The organism is Phytobacter sp. SCO41 (genome assembly GCF_003073275.1).
GTDB classification, from domain to species: Bacteria; Pseudomonadota; Gammaproteobacteria; order Enterobacterales; family Enterobacteriaceae; genus Phytobacter; species Phytobacter diazotrophicus.
In genome coordinates this window covers 1,225,881-1,241,293 of the sequence record NZ_CP027225.1, presented here as the reverse complement: position 1 = coordinate 1,241,293, position 15,413 = coordinate 1,225,881, and the positions used below count along the sequence as shown (strand labels likewise).

Here is a 15,413-nt window from a genome sequence, read left to right as displayed (position 1 = left end):
GAAAAGGATGAAACCACTATCACGCGTGAGCGCCGTCAACTGGAACAAGATTCAGGATGATAAAGATCTTGAGGTCTGGAACCGCCTGACCAGTAACTTCTGGCTACCTGAAAAGGTACCGCTGTCGAACGATATCCCCGCCTGGCAGACGCTGAGCCATGCGGAACAGCAACTGACGATCCGCGTTTTTACCGGGCTGACGCTGCTCGATACCATTCAGAATACCGTGGGTGCGCCGACGTTAATGGCTGATGCGCTGACGCCCCATGAAGAGGCGGTGCTGTCGAACGTCAGCTTTATGGAAGCGGTGCATGCCCGCTCTTACAGCTCGATTTTCTCCACACTGTGCCAGACGAAAGATGTGGATGCGGCCTACGCCTGGAGTGAAGAGAACAGCGCGTTGCAGCGTAAGGCACAGCTCATTCTGGAGTATTACCGTGCCGATGATCCGCTGAAGAAGAAAATTGCCAGCGTCTTCCTGGAGTCGTTTTTGTTCTATTCCGGCTTCTGGCTTCCGATGTACTGGTCCAGTCGTGGCAAGTTGACCAATACGGCGGACCTGATTCGTTTGATCATTCGCGATGAGGCGGTTCATGGCTATTACATTGGCTATAAGTATCAAAAAGGGCTGGAAAAAGTCAGCAGTGAAAAGCGTGAAGAACTAAAAAATTTCGCGCTGGAGCTGATGATGGATCTCTACGATAACGAAGTGACCTATACCGAGGACTTATATGCGGAGTCGGGTTGGGCCGAGGATGTGAAAGCCTTCCTCTGTTACAACGCCAATAAAGCGCTAATGAACCTGGGCTATGAGCCCCTGTTCCCGGCGGAAATGGCAGAAGTAAACCCGACAATTCTCGCCGCCCTTTCACCGGGGGCGGATGAAAATCATGACTTCTTCTCGGGTTCCGGTTCGTCTTATGTGATGGGCAAAGCGGTGGAAACCGAGGATGAAGACTGGGATTTCTGAGCCGCCCGTCTCCCCTCACCCCGGCCCTCTCCCCTGGGGCTGAGGAATCCCCACAAAAATGCGAGCACGATCGGTCCCCTCTCCTCTTTGGGGAGAGGGTTAGGGTGAGGGGAAATACCCGCACATTGTTCAATATTATTCCCGCTCACTCACTACAAACATTCCGTAATATTTCTTCCGTCATTCTTTCGCCATATTCACCCACAATCACCATCATCGCACCGTAATTTCAGCAGCGAATACGAAAAATCTCATAAAAATTCAATCACCGCTCAGCCCTTATCTCATGGGAAATTCAGGCGATTTTACCCTTGCAAAATTCCATCAATACAAGTCATGAGGGTTGTCACAGAATCTCAGTATGCTAGGGTATACGCGGTCAATTATTCGCATCAGGTAACATATCGACATAAATAAATAACAGGAAACGTTCTATTGCATGGCAATTAAATTAGAAGTTAAAAACCTATATAAAGTATTTGGCGAGCATCCGCAGCGGGCTTTCAAATATATTGAAAAAGGATTTTCGAAAGAACAAATTCTGGAAAAAACAGGGCTATCGCTTGGCGTTAAAGACGCCAGTCTGGCCATTGAAGAAGGCGAGATATTTGTCATCATGGGATTATCCGGTTCGGGTAAGTCCACAATGGTACGCCTTCTCAATCGCCTGATTGAACCCACCCGCGGACAGGTACTGATTGATGGTGTGGATATCGCCAAAATATCAGATGCCGAACTCCGTGAGGTGCGCAGGAAAAAGATTGCGATGGTCTTCCAGTCATTCGCGCTAATGCCGCATATGACAGTGTTAAATAACACTGCGTTTGGCATGGAATTAGCGGGTGCGAGCGCCAGTGAGCGTCAGGAAAAGGCCTTAGATGCATTGCGTCAGGTCGGGCTGGAGAATTATGCCCATGCTTATCCGGATGAACTCTCTGGTGGTATGCGCCAGCGCGTAGGTCTCGCTCGCGCATTAGCGATTAATCCCGACATCTTATTAATGGACGAAGCCTTCTCGGCGCTCGATCCATTAATTCGAACCGAGATGCAGGATGAACTGGTGAAATTACAGTCGCGTCATCAACGCACTGTGGTCTTTATTTCCCACGATCTGGATGAAGCAATGCGTATTGGCGATCGGATTGCCATTATGCAAAACGGCGAAGTTGTTCAGGTCGGAACACCGGATGAAATTTTGAATAATCCGGCGAATGATTATGTGCGAACCTTCTTCCGTGGCGTGGATATTAGCCAGGTATTCAGCGCAAAAGATATTGCCCGCCGCACGCCGGTCGGCCTTATTCGCAGAACGCCAGGCTTTGGCCCACGTTCAGCGCTGAAGATGTTGCAGGATGAAGACCGTGAATATGGTTATGTAATTGAACGCGGTAATAAATTTGTTGGCATTGTCTCCATCGACTCTCTGAAAACGGCGCTAAGCCAGAATCAGGGTATTGATGCGGCGTTAATCGACTCCCCGCTTGCCGTGGAAGCGGAAACGCCGCTCAGCGAGTTGCTCTCTCATGTTGGCCAGGCACCCTGTGCGGTACCGGTGGTCGGTGAAGAACAACAATACGTCGGCATCATCTCCAAACGGATGCTGCTACAGGCTTTAGATCGCGAGGGAGCAAACAATGGCTGATCAAAATAACCCGTGGGAGAGCGCACCGGCAACCGACAGCGCGGCACAATCGGCTGATGCGTGGGGATCATCACCCGCCCCCGCACCAACGGATGGTGGCGGTGCCGACTGGCTCGCCAATGCCCCAACACCTGCGCCGGAGCATTTTAATATTATGGATCCCTTCCATAAGACGCTGATCCCACTGGATAGCTGGGTCACACAGGGGATCGACTGGGTGGTGACGCACTTCCGCCCGGTGTTCCAGGGCATCCGTGTCCCGGTGGATTACATCTTAAGCGCCTTCCAGCAGTTGCTGTTGGGGATGCCTGCACCGGTCGCGATCATCGTCTTTTCGCTGATCGCCTGGCAGATTAGCAGCGCAGGAATGGGTGTCGCGGCACTGGTGTCACTGATTTTGATCGGTGCCATTGGCGCCTGGTCGCAGGCGATGGTCACGCTGGCACTGGTGCTGACCGCCCTGCTGTTTTGCATCATTATCGGGCTACCGCTTGGCATCTGGCTGGCGCGCAGTGAACGTGCGGCGAAGATCATCCGTCCGCTGCTCGACGCCATGCAGACAACGCCTGCGTTTGTCTACCTGGTGCCGATTGTGATGCTGTTTGGTATCGGCAATGTGCCGGGCGTGGTGGTGACGATTATTTTCGCCCTGCCGCCGGTGGTGCGTTTGACCATCCTGGGTATTAACCAGGTGCCGGAAGATTTAATTGAAGCATCACGTTCATTTGGCGCCAGCCCGCGCCAGATGTTGTTCAAAGTACAGTTACCACTGGCCATGCCCACCATTATGGCGGGGATCAACCAGACGCTTATGCTTGCCCTCTCCATGGTAGTGATCGCATCGATGATCGCCGTCGGTGGACTTGGTCAGATGGTACTTCGCGGTATTGGCCGTCTCGATATGGGGCTGGCAACCGTCGGTGGCGTGGGGATTGTTATCCTCGCCATCATCCTCGACCGCCTGACACAGGCGATGGGTCGCGATGCCCGCAGCCGGGGTAATCGTCGCTGGTACAGCACCGGCCCACTTGGGTTGATTACTCGCCCGTTCATTAAGTAACGATGTAGCTCGCCCGGAGACACGCGCTCCGGGCCTACTGAGTCCTACCTAAAATTGAAGGAATAACAACGATGCGACAGAACATTATTCTCGCCACAGCGTTTGCCACCCTTGTCTCCACCAGCGCATTTGCGGCCGACCTGCCCGGCAAAGGCATCACCGTACAACCTTTCCAGAGCACTATCTCTGAAGAAACATTCCAGACCCTGCTGGTCAGCCGTGGGCTGGAAAAACTCGGCTATACCGTCAACAAGCCCAGCGAAGTGGACTACAACGTCGGTTACACCTCACTGGCGGCGGGCGATGTAACCTTTACCGCCGTGAACTGGCAACCACTGCATGATGATATGTACGCGGCGGCCGGCGGAGATAAAAAGTTCTACCGCGAGGGGGATTTCGTTACCGGCGCAGCGCAGGGGTATCTGATCGATAAGAAGACCGCTGAGAAGTACAACATTAAAAGCATCGATCAGCTTAAAGATCCCAACATTGCCAAACTGTTTGATACCAACGGCGACGGGAAAGCAGACCTGACAGGATGTACGCCGGGCTGGGGCTGTGAAGCGGTGATCAACCACCAGATTGACGCCTTTGGCCTGAGTAAATCCGTGGTGCATAACCAGGGCAATTACGCGGCGATGATGGCCGATACCATTACTCGCTTTAAAGAAGGCAAACCGGTGCTCTATTACACCTGGACGCCGTACTGGGTTAGTGACGTACTGAAACCGGGGAAAGATGTGGTCTGGCTACAGGTGCCATTCTCTTCTCTGCCGGGCGAGCAGAAAAATATCGACACCAAACTGCCTAACGGTATGAACTACGGCTTCCCGGTGAACACAATGCACATTGTCGCCAATAAAGCCTGGGCCGAGAAAAACCCGGCGGCGGCGAAACTGTTTTCCGTAATGAAGCTGCCGATTTCTGATATCAATGCGCAAAACGCGATGATGCACGCCGGTCACGCCTCCGAAGCGGATATTCAGGGTCATGTTGATGGTTGGATCAAAGCCCACCAGCAGCAGTTTGACGGTTGGGTGAAAGAGGCGCTGGCCGCGCAGAAGTAAGGGTTTGGCTTTTTAGTCGCTCTTCCCCTAGGATTTCTCCCTCTCCCCGTGGGAAAGGAATCCCCACAAAATAATACGAGCACTATCGGTCCCCTCGCCCCTGCGGGGTGAGGGCAATAAACCGCACAAATTCTTAACCGCACTAAGCGACACGCGATCCCTCCCACCTTTTTCTCTTCATTAGTTATTATTGATATCCACGAAAATAATCAGCTAATGAATCAGTCACAGAAAAATGACCAAACAACATCAAGGGCTTAGCCCGGCGCTGATCGCGCTCATGTCCGTCGCCACCGGCCTTTCCGTCGCCAGCAACTATTACGCGCAGCCGTTGCTCGATGCGATTGCCCGCGCCTTCGCGCTTTCTCCCAATCAGGCTGGCTTTATTGTCACCGCGGCCCAACTCGGCTATGCGGCTGGCTTGCTGTTCCTGGTTCCCCTGGGCGATATGTTTGAGCGCAGACGGCTCATCGTCTCCATGACTCTGCTGGCTGCGGGAGGGATGTTGATCACGGCCAGCAGCACCACGCTTGGGATGATGGTTCTTGGAACCGCACTGACGGGCCTTTTCTCAGTGGTGGCGCAAATCCTCGTTCCGCTGGCCGCCACCCTTGCCGCGCCGGAAAAACGTGGCAAAGTCATCGGCACCATTATGAGTGGCCTGCTGCTTGGCATTCTGCTGGCGCGAACCGTTGCCGGATTACTGGCAAGCCTCGGCGGCTGGCGTACGGTCTACTGGGTAGCCAGCGTGCTGATGGTGATCATGGCGATTGCGCTATGGCGTGGTCTGCCAAAGGTCAAACAGGACAATCACCTGAATTACCCGCAGCTTCTGGGATCGATCTTCACCCTGTTTGCCAAAGAAAAAGTACTGCGCACCCGCGCCCTGCTGGGCTGCCTCTCCTTCGCCAATTTCAGCATTCTCTGGACCTCGATGGCCTTCCTGCTCGCCTCGCCGCCCTTTAACTTCTCAGAAGGGGTGATTGGGCTGTTTGGCCTGGTGGGCGCAGCAGGCGCACTGGGCGCGCGTCCTTTTGGTAGCCTGGCGGACAAAGGCAAAGCTCACCTGACCACCACCGTCTCACTGGGGTTACTGCTTATCTCCTGGCTGGCGATTGCCTGGGGGCAAAGCTCGGTGCTGGCGCTGATCGTCGGGATTTTGGTACTGGATTTGACCGTACAGGGTGTCCACATTACCAACCAGACCGTCATTTATCGCCTCAAACCCGAAGCCCGTAACCGTCTGACCGCCGGTTATATGACCAGTTATTTCGTCGGTGGCGCGGCCGGATCGCTTATCTCCGCATCGGCATGGCAGCATGCAAGCTGGACTGGGGTGAGTATTGCAGGTGGCAGTTTCGCTGCCCTTAACCTGTTGGTCTGGTGGCGAGGCTATCAGCCCCCGCAAAAAGCAGAATAAAATCCCGCCCACGCCAGGTCGCAACACCAAAAAACCGGGGTGTTAAGGTGCCCCTGAGTCTGATATGGTTATGCGACTTATTTATCCCGGTGATTTTAACGTGGGTGATATTTAACAAATACTATGGATAGTAGAGATACAACAACCGACCCCTTCCCCGTTGCACTGGCAACCTTTCCGGAAGGGTTCAGAAACCGTCTTCCTGACGTATTAAGTTACGTTCCTGTGGCATTCCCATTCGGCCTGAATGCCACGAAGCCAGGTTTTTCGCCACCCGGCGAGTTCATCTCCCGCATCACTCTGTTCTCCATCCCCGCCGCGCCCCTTACGGGCTGCGTTAACGTTTTATTTATCTTTCTGGGGCTGCGTTTCTGGAAAACGCGCAGCCTGATTCTTGCTGGATTATTGCGCGCGCTCGCTTACGGAATCGTCTGGAAATTATTGACAGTCCCATAACTAAAGCAAATTTATTAGAGAAAATAATACATTTACTTTATTTGTCACTGTCGTTACTATATCGACTGCAATTAATGAGGTTATGCCCAAATGGATAGTTCGTTTACGCCCATTGAACAAATGCTTAAATTCCGCGCCAGCCGCTATGAAGATTTCCCGTTCCAGGAAATTCTGCTCACCCGCCTGTGTATGCACATGCAGGGCAAACTGCTGGAAAACCGCAACAAAATGCTGAAAGCTCAAGGGATTAACGAAACACTATTTATGGCGTTAATCACCCTGGAGTCGCAGGAAAATCACAGTATTCAGCCATCGGAACTGAGCAGCGCGCTAGGCTCTTCCCGCACCAATGCGACCCGTATCGCCGATGAACTGGAAAAACGCGGCTGGATTGAACGCCGTGAAAGCGACAATGACCGTCGCTGCCTGCATCTGCAGTTGACCGAAAAAGGGCATGAATTCCTGCGTCAGGTTCTGCCACCGCAGCACAACTGTCTGCACCAACTCTGGTCTTCGCTGACTACCGCTGAAAAAGACCAACTCGAGCACATCACACGCAAGTTGCTCACTCGCCTGGATCAAATGGACGAAGACGGCACCATCCTCGAGGCGCTGCGCTAACGCTGAGATCCGCTCGAACATCCAGATTGAATAAGAATTCCGTCAGGCCGGCACGTCACACTGCTGGCCTTTCTGACAAAACAGGTCGGCCTTGCCGATATGAAATAATAAGATCGTGGAGAAAAGCATGAGCGCAAATGCGGAGAGTCAAACCCCGCAGCAACCGGTCAAAAAGAAAGGCAAACGCAAAGGCGCCCTTCTGCTGTTGACCTTGCTCTTTATTGTTATTGCCGTGGCGTATGGGATTTATTGGTTTTTAGTACTGCGTCATTTTGAGGAAACCGATGACGCCTACGTGGCAGGGAACCAGGTTCAAATCATGGCGCAGGTATCCGGCAGCGTGACGAAAGTCTGGGCTGACAATACCGACTACGTCAAACAAGGGGATGTGCTGGTCACCCTCGATGCTACCGATGCCCAACAGGCATTTGAAAAAGCGCAGACCGCGCTGGCCTCAAGCGTTCGCCAGACCCGTCAGTTGATGATCAACGGCAAGCAGCTTCAGGCAAGCATCGAACTGCAACGTACCGCTCTGGCTCAGGCGCAAACGGATTTAAATCGCCGTGTGCCGCTCGGCAACGCCAACTTGATTGGCCGTGAAGAGCTGCAACATGCCCGTGATGCTGTCGCCACCGCACAGGCGCAGTTGGATGTTGCTATTCAGCAATATAATGCCAACCAGGCGATGATCCTGGATACCCGTCTGGAAGATCAGCCTGCGGTAAAACAGGCCGCCGCTGAACTGCGTAACGCCTGGCTTGCGCTGCAACGTACCAAAATTGTCAGCCCGATCACCGGCTATGTTTCTCGCCGTGCCGTTCAGCCTGGCGCGCAGATAAGCCCGACAACCTCGCTGATGGCCGTCGTACCGGCCACGGGTTTGTGGGTGGACGCAAACTTCAAAGAAACTCAGCTTGCGCATATGCGTATCGGCCAGACAGCCACCGTCGTTAGCGATCTTTACGGTGATGAAGTGAAATACACCGGCAAAGTGGTGGGTCTGGATATGGGTACAGGCAGCGCCTTCTCTCTGCTTCCGGCCCAGAACGCCACCGGTAACTGGATCAAAGTGGTTCAGCGCCTGCCGGTACGTATCGAACTCGATGCAAAACAGTTGAGCGATCACCCGTTGCGTATTGGCCTCTCAACGCTGGTCAATGTTGATACCACCAACCGTGACGGCCAGGTACTGTCGAGCCAGGTTCGCACCAGCCCGGCCTATGAGAGCAACGCACGTGAGCTTGACCTGAAACCGGTCAACACCCTGATTGAAAATATCGTGAAGGCCAACGCGGGTTAATCCGAGGTACGCGTAATGCAACAGAGAAAACCGCTGGAAGGAGCGCAACTGGTCATTATGACCATTGCGCTGTCACTGGCGACCTTCATGCAGGTGCTGGATTCCACCATTGCTAACGTCGCGATCCCAACGATTGCCGGCAACCTTGGCTCTTCCCTGAGCCAGGGTACCTGGGTTATCACCTCTTTCGGGGTGGCAAACGCCATCTCGATTCCGATCACCGGCTGGCTGGCGAAGCGTGTGGGTGAGGTCAAACTGTTCCTCTGGTCTACCGTCGCTTTTGCTATCGCCTCCTGGGCGTGCGGTGTCTCCAATAGCCTGAGCATGCTGATCTTCTTCCGCGTCATTCAGGGGATTGTCGCCGGGCCGTTGATTCCACTCTCACAGAGTCTGTTGCTGAGTAACTACCCGCCCGCTAAACGTTCCATTGCGCTGGCGCTGTGGTCGATGACGGTGATCGTAGCCCCCATTTGCGGCCCGATCCTCGGCGGTTATATCAGTGATAACTACCACTGGGGCTGGATCTTCTTTATCAACGTCCCTATCGGCGTACTGGTCGTACTGCTGACTCTGCAATCGCTGCGTGGCCGTGAAACGCGCACTGAACAGCGCCGCATCGACGGCGTGGGCCTGGCGTTACTGGTGATTGGTATCGGTAGCCTGCAGGTGATGCTCGACCAGGGTAAAGAACTGGACTGGTTCAACTCCCGCGAGATCATCATCCTGACCATTGTCGCCGTGGTGGCGATAAGCTTTCTTGTGGTGTGGGAGCTGACGGATGAGAACCCGATAGTCGACCTGTCGCTCTTTAAGTCGCGGAATTTTACCATCGGCTGTTTGTGTATCAGTCTCGCCTATATGCTCTATTTCGGCGCGATTGTTCTGTTGCCGCAGCTATTGCAGGAAGTTTATGGCTACACCGCGACATGGGCGGGACTTGCCTCTGCGCCAGTTGGGGTGATCCCGGTCCTGCTGTCGCCGATCATTGGTCGTTTTGCCCATAAGCTCGATATGCGCAGGCTGGTGACATTCAGCTTTATTATGTATGCCGTCTGCTTCTACTGGCGTGCATATACCTTTGAGCCGGGAATGGATTTTGGCGCTTCCGCATGGCCGCAATTTATTCAGGGTTTCGCCGTGGCCTGCTTCTTTATGCCGCTGACGACGATTACCCTGTCCGGTCTGCCACCAGAGCGTCTGGCGGCGGCGTCGAGCCTGTCGAACTTTGCCCGAACGCTGGCAGGTTCCATCGGGACATCGATCACCACCACCATGTGGACCAACCGGGAATCGATGCATCACGCGCAGTTAACCGAGTCGGTAAACCCTTACAACCCGAACGCGCAGGAAATGTATAACCAGTTGCAGGGGCTGGGGATGTCACAGCAGCAGGCATCCGGCTGGATAGCCCAGCAAATCACCAATCAGGGGCTGATTATTTCCGCCAATGAGATTTTCTGGATGTCGGCCGCGGTATTTCTGGTCTTGCTGGGCCTTGTGTGGTTTGCCAGACCGCCGTTTGGTGCTGGCGGCAGTGGTGGTGGTGCGCACTAAGCACCGCTCATTCCGGCAGAAAAAAGCTTTCACCTAAGGGATCTTCGGATCCCTTTTTTATGCCCGCACTCGCAGGTGGTTGTTTTATCATCATAACGCGTGTATCTTTACGCCCGCCCCGAAATCTTCCATTCACCTTAATCGGTTCTGAGCAACGCGCTCAGGTTGTTTATCCCTCTGACGTCGTCCACCCCTTTTGCGGGTGATTGTTAACCTCACATTTTTAACCCACTCAACCTGGCATTCGCACGCCGCGCGGGCGAACAATAATTACACAAAAAAATAATGGATTATCATGAATTCACAACGAAAATATGGGAGAACCTGGCACTATCCTTTCTCCCCTGGCACCACCAGCGATGACCGCATCAATGCCGATTACTGGCGTGATGTGCAGTCGATCGCGTCGCTGGTCCATACGGAAAAGCTGGACGGTGAGAATAACTGCCTGAACCGCTATGGCGTTTTTGCGCGCTCGCACGCTGCGCCTACCCAATCCGCATGGACACATAAGATTCGCCAGCGCTGGCAATTGCTGAAAAACGATCTCGGCGATCTCGAACTCTTTGGTGAGAATCTTTACGCCGTCCATTCCATTGAGTATCACGCGCTGGAGCAGGATTTCTTTCTCTTTGCGATCCGCTGCCAGGACGTCTGGTTAAGCTGGGAAGAGGTCAAATTTTATGCTGCGCTCTTTGATTTTCCCTGCGTACCAGAGATGAAAGGCCCACAGCCTGGAAACGATGAAAAGGCGTGGCAGCGTGAGTTTCTGGCGCTCACAACCGGCAGTGGCGCATTTGCGCCCTGGGATACCCAGACCGGCAAGCCGTGTACGCTGGAAGGTGTGGTCACCCGCAACAGTGAAGAATTTCCTGTTGATGAATTTGCGCATAATGTCTTCAAGTTTGTGCGCAAAAATCATGTGAAAACCACCGAGCACTGGAAGCGCAACTGGCAACGCGCCCGCATGGCGTATGAGTTTGCAGCAGGAGGCACACGATGATCTGGCAGCTAAGCGAAGACAAAAACTGGGCCACTTTACGCCAGCGTTTTAACTGGGTGGAAGAGATGCATCAGGTTCCACAGGATCCCTTTCACCATGCGGAAGGCAATGTAGGGCTCCACACCGAGATGGTCCTCAATGCGTTGACGGAAATGGATGCGTATCAGCAACTGCCACGCCAGCAGCAGGAAATAATGTGGGCCGCGGCGCTCCTGCACGATGTCGAAAAGCGCAGCACCACGCACCAGGACGATGACGGACGTATCCACTCGCCTGGCCATGCCCGCAAAGGTGAGCTCACTGCACGGCATATTTTGTGGCGTGACATCCCGACGCCATTTGCCCTGCGCGAGCAGATTGCGGCGCTGGTGCGTCTGCATGGCCTCCCCTTATGGCTGCTGGAACGTCCGTCGCCTGAGCGCTTACTGCTGAGTGCTGCGATGCGTATTGACACTCGACTGCTGGCATTGCTCGCGCGTGCCGATATGGAGGGGCGTCATTGCGAAGACAAACAGGAGATGCTTGATCGCATTGCTTTGTTTGAGCTCTTTTGTCAGGAGCAGCACTGCTGGGGGCAAGCGCGCCCCTTTGCATCCGATACCGCACGCTGGCATTACCTGACGCATGAGAACAGCCCGGCAAATTTTGTGCCCTGGGACACAGAGTCCTTCGAGGTGACCTTGCTTAGCGCACTGCCCGGAATGGGGAAAGATCGCTATATCAGCGAACATTGCAAAGGGTTGGCCGTCATAAGCCTGGATGATATTCGCAGGCGGCTGGGCGTAAGCCCTGCCGATCGCTCAGCAACCGGGCAAGTCGTACAACTGGCGAAAGAGGAAGCGCGCGTGCTTTTGCGGCAAAAATCGCCCTTCGTGTGGAATGCGACAAACATCAGCCGACAACTGCGAACTCAGCTTATCAGCCTGTTCACGGCTTACGGGGCGAGGGTAAAAATTGTCTATCTGGAAGTGCCCTGGCCGCAATGGAAAACGCAGAATGCCAATCGCCAGCATGCCGTACCGGAAGAGGTCATTCTGCGCATGTCGTCCAGGCTTGAGGTTCCTCAGCCCGATGAAGCACATTGCGTTGAGTACCGGGTAACGGATGCATAACCTAAGGGCCTCCAGCCAGGAGGCCCTTCTTGTGCTATTTCACGATGCCAAGAATTTCGAGGGTTATTTCCGAGGCCACGCCTGGCGGCACAGAACCGGGTATCCCCTGTTCACCATAGGCAAGTTCACTCGGAACGGTGATCCTGACCTTGCCTCCACTGCCGATACGCAGCAAGCCTTGCTGCATTAATTCCGGAAGCTTATTCACCATACCGATTCGTACTTCGCCGACAGAAATTTTCTTTCCGGTACTGATTTTTTCATCAAGCCGGAAACGAACCGTATCGTTTGCGGTTAATAGCGGTGTTTTGCCTTTTTTGATAACCTGGTAAACCACGCCGTTGTGGGTCCGCTCAGCGCCTTTGACTTTAGCAGCCTGCGCAACAAACTGGATGCTCTGTTTTTTGTTACGCTCCCGTTCTCGCTCGTTCGCCGCCCCCACCTGCTGATCAAAACGAGTTAAAGTCTGACCAACGTCTTCTTCGCTCAGTTGCATTGTGTTGGCGAGCTTATCTTTGAACCCCTGCTGGAAGGCCAGAGGTAAGAACTTATGCCCGGCATTCTCCAGTACTTTGAATTCGTAGAGAACCTTAACCGCGTAATACGCACCGTAGGCATAGTTTATTTTTGCCTCCTCAGACTTGTGCTTTTTCAGTGAGTAGGCGGACTGCTTTGCTTTAACCAGTTCAAGGGAAGTCGCATCGTGCTCCTTTTGTAACGTTGCCAGACTGGCCAACGCCTGCTTTTTCTCTTCGTCGGCTTTTTTGGCCTGCTGCTCAAGTTTAGCAAGACGCGCGAACTGTTCTGCGATCTTGTCTTTGGCAGTATTAAGCTGAGTGAGCTGTTCGCTGTTTTGTTTACTGGCTTGCTCAAGTAGCGTCGCCAGCGTTTTATCGCTGTCGGACTGCTTCGTCAGTTGCTGCTCCAGCAGCGCCTTCTGGCTGGTGGCCTCTTTCAGGCTCTGTTCGAGCGTGGCGGTACGCGCGCTATTTGCCTGCGCCGTTTTCTCCAGTTCGGCGATATTCTTGCCAAGCGTCGCAGTTTTCTCATTCGCCGCCGCAAGCTGGGTGCGCAGTTTTTCGGCCTCCGCCCGCTGCGTTGCCAGCGTTTTGTCGCTGTCGGACTGCTTCGCCAGTTGCTGCTCCAGCAGCGCCTTCTGGCTGGTGGCCTCTTTCAGGCTCTGTTCGAGCGTGGCGGTGCGCGCGCTATTTGCCTGCGCGGTTTTCTCCAGTTCGGCGATATTCTTGCCAAGCGTCGCGGTTTTCTCATTCGCTGCGGCAAGCTGGGCGCGCAGTTTTTCGGCCTCCGCCCGCTGCGTCTCCATAGCTTTATCGCTGCCAGACTGCTTCGCCAGTTGCTGCTCCAGCAGCGCTTTCTGGCTGGTGGCCTCTTTCAGGCTCTGTTCGAGCGTGGCGGTACGCGCGCTATTTGCCTGCGCGGTTTTCTCCAGTTCTGCGATATTTTTGCCAAGCGTCGCGGTTTTCTCATTCGCTGCGGCAAGCTGGGCGCGCAGTTTTTCGGCCTCCGCCCGCTGCGTTGCCAGCGTTTTGTCGCTGTCGGACTGCTTCGCCAGTTGCTGCTCCAGCAGCGCCTTCTGGCTGGTGGCCTCTTTCAGGCTCTGTTCGAGCGTGGCGGTACGCGCGCTATTTGCCTGCGCGGTTTTCTCCAGTTCTGCGATATTTTTGCCAAGCGTCGCGGTTTTCTCATTCGCCGCCGCAAGTTGGGTGCGCAGTTTTTCGGCCTCCGCCCGCTGCGTCGCCAGCGTTTTATCGCTGTCGGACTGCTTCGTCAGTTGCTGCTCCAGCAGCGCCTTCTGGCTGGTGGCCTCTTTCAGGCTCTGTTCGAGTGCGGCGGTGCGCGCGCTATTCGCCTGCGCCGTTTTCTCCAGTTCGGCGATATTCTTGCCAAGCGTCGCAGTTTTCTCATTCGCCGCCGCAAGCTGGGCGCGCAGTTTTTCGGCCTCCGCCCGCTGCGTCGCCAGCGTTTTGTCGCTGCCAGACTGCTTCGCCAGTTGCTGCTCCAGTAGCGCTTTCTGGCTGGCAGCCTCATTGGCAGCCAACTGAAAGTGTGTCATTTGCGTCTGTAATTCTTCTGCCCGCGCGGTCAGTTCGCCAACCTGTTTTTCATAGCGACGCGCGCTTTCAGCCAGTTGTTTCTCACTCGCCAGGAGTTGCTGGTGCAACTGTTTATTTTCATCTCTGAATGCTTCGCCCTGCTCCGTTAACAGGCCTGGCTGTCGATTTTTAAGTGACGCATTCTGCTTACGAAGCGCCTGCAATTCACGCTGCAGAGTGCTGAGCTTTCGTTTCAGGGTACTGAGTTCCGATTGTTGCGCAGCACTCTTTTTGACTACCGCGGTATTTTTTACCTGCGTTGCAGGTGAAGAAGGCGTCAACAGAGGAACAGCAGGAGTCGTACTTTGTGGTTTTTCACCCGCATTTTTAAACAAAATATTCGGCTCGGGTGCCAGCATCCCTTCTTGCTGCAGTCGTTCAATTAATAACGTTGAGTCGGCCTCAACCATATCTGAGAAAACCACACCCGAGATTATTACAGCAATAGATAATAACTTTCTCATAATTTGTTCAATTCGTTTGCACGCCTTGACATATTGGCAAACACGGCGCTGCGCACACGAGCGCAAACAATATCAACTTTATTATTCAGCTCAAGCCTAATAATTTCCGAAGAATTTCCATCTATAAGCGATTGATTCTTTTTATATATTGCATAATTATTATTGATAATACTGAATTGTTGCTGGTACTTTTTAAAAGATGCGTTATCAAGTGATTTTAATGCAGTAAACATTTGATAGCATTGCACTTCACTTTGCTTTCCCGATGTTGAAGTCAAAGGGGGCGATGATTTTTTCCCTGAGCACCCTACCAGCAGTAGTGCGAGTGTCATTATTATGAATCCGACGTGTGATGACCGCATAGTAGCCTCATACCTGAGCATAATATTCCCTGTGAATGCATCCGTAATATGAATACATTCATTCCCGTTTGGTTATCAACCACAAAAAAAGAAAAATAAAACCTACCACGGCAGAAAGAAAATGACAACAAGCAGAAATTAAACAGGTGGTTAGCAATCAGAATCCTGCCAATAAAAGCATTCAGATAATACATTTAAAGCACAATAATATTTATTATAAAAATAAACCAATCGCAGAATAGAATTAATGAAAATCGTAATAAATAAA

At 53.3% G+C, this 15,413-nt stretch carries 12 protein-coding genes; 10 read left to right on the top strand and 2 right to left on the bottom strand.

The features are described from left to right. Positions 1-7 precede the first annotated feature (7 nt). From nrdF to C5523_RS06025, 10 genes are all read left to right on the top strand, one after another. On the top strand, positions 8-970 hold the full coding sequence (gene nrdF / locus C5523_RS06075; RefSeq protein WP_108700758.1) for a class 1b ribonucleoside-diphosphate reductase subunit beta: 963 nt from the start codon (positions 8-10) through the stop codon (positions 968-970). 439 nt (positions 971-1,409) lie between these two features. Further along, entirely contained in the window at positions 1,410-2,612 is a 1,203-nt protein-coding gene (gene proV / locus C5523_RS06070; RefSeq protein ID WP_039077602.1) for a glycine betaine/L-proline ABC transporter ATP-binding protein ProV, read from the top strand. Next, positions 2,605-3,672 carry a glycine betaine/L-proline ABC transporter permease ProW gene (gene proW / locus C5523_RS06065; protein WP_107224584.1) on the top strand — a complete coding sequence of 356 codons (1,068 nt, stop codon included), beginning with the start codon at positions 2,605-2,607 and terminating at the stop codon, positions 3,670-3,672. The genes proV and proW overlap by 8 nt, the downstream gene beginning before the upstream one ends. Positions 3,673-3,743: 71 nt before the next feature. After that, the gene (gene proX, locus C5523_RS06060; protein WP_039077604.1) at positions 3,744-4,739 is read left to right on the top strand and encodes a glycine betaine/L-proline ABC transporter substrate-binding protein ProX; all 996 of its coding nucleotides are present in this window, start codon (positions 3,744-3,746) and stop codon (positions 4,737-4,739) included. A gap of 235 nt (positions 4,740-4,974) precedes the next feature. Beyond that, positions 4,975-6,159 carry an MFS transporter gene (locus tag C5523_RS06055; RefSeq protein ID WP_108700757.1) on the top strand — a complete coding sequence of 395 codons (1,185 nt, stop codon included), beginning with the start codon at positions 4,975-4,977 and terminating at the stop codon, positions 6,157-6,159. 546 nt (positions 6,160-6,705) lie between these two features. After that, entirely contained in the window at positions 6,706-7,236 is a 531-nt protein-coding gene (gene mprA, locus C5523_RS06045) for a transcriptional repressor MprA (RefSeq protein ID WP_039077607.1), read from the top strand. Positions 7,237-7,363: 127 nt separating this feature from the next. Beyond that, positions 7,364-8,536 carry a multidrug efflux MFS transporter periplasmic adaptor subunit EmrA gene (gene emrA / locus C5523_RS06040; RefSeq protein WP_039077608.1) on the top strand — a complete coding sequence of 391 codons (1,173 nt, stop codon included), beginning with the start codon at positions 7,364-7,366 and terminating at the stop codon, positions 8,534-8,536. Between the two features lie 15 nt (positions 8,537-8,551). Then, positions 8,552-10,090 (top strand): multidrug efflux MFS transporter permease subunit EmrB, encoded by a 1,539-nt coding sequence (emrB, locus tag C5523_RS06035; protein WP_108700756.1) that lies wholly within the window; start codon positions 8,552-8,554, stop codon positions 10,088-10,090. 295 nt (positions 10,091-10,385) lie between these two features. After that, entirely contained in the window at positions 10,386-11,093 is a 708-nt protein-coding gene (locus C5523_RS06030) for an RNA ligase family protein (protein WP_079497819.1), read from the top strand. After that, positions 11,090-12,205 (top strand): AAA family ATPase, encoded by a 1,116-nt coding sequence (locus C5523_RS06025; RefSeq protein WP_108700755.1) that lies wholly within the window; start codon positions 11,090-11,092, stop codon positions 12,203-12,205. Before C5523_RS06030 ends, C5523_RS06025 begins: the two co-directional genes overlap by 4 nt. 34 nt (positions 12,206-12,239) lie before the next feature. Here the strand turns inward: C5523_RS06025 and C5523_RS06020 are convergent, their stop codons facing one another. Both C5523_RS06020 and C5523_RS06015 read right to left on the bottom strand, forming a co-directional pair. Beyond that, entirely contained in the window at positions 12,240-14,783 is a 2,544-nt protein-coding gene (locus C5523_RS06020) for an FKBP-type peptidyl-prolyl cis-trans isomerase N-terminal domain-containing protein (RefSeq protein ID WP_108700754.1), read from the bottom strand. Next, positions 14,780-15,115 (bottom strand): hypothetical protein, encoded by a 336-nt coding sequence (locus C5523_RS06015; RefSeq protein ID WP_064572395.1) that lies wholly within the window; start codon positions 15,113-15,115, stop codon positions 14,780-14,782. Before C5523_RS06015 ends, C5523_RS06020 begins: the two co-directional genes overlap by 4 nt. Positions 15,116-15,413 lie beyond the last annotated feature (298 nt).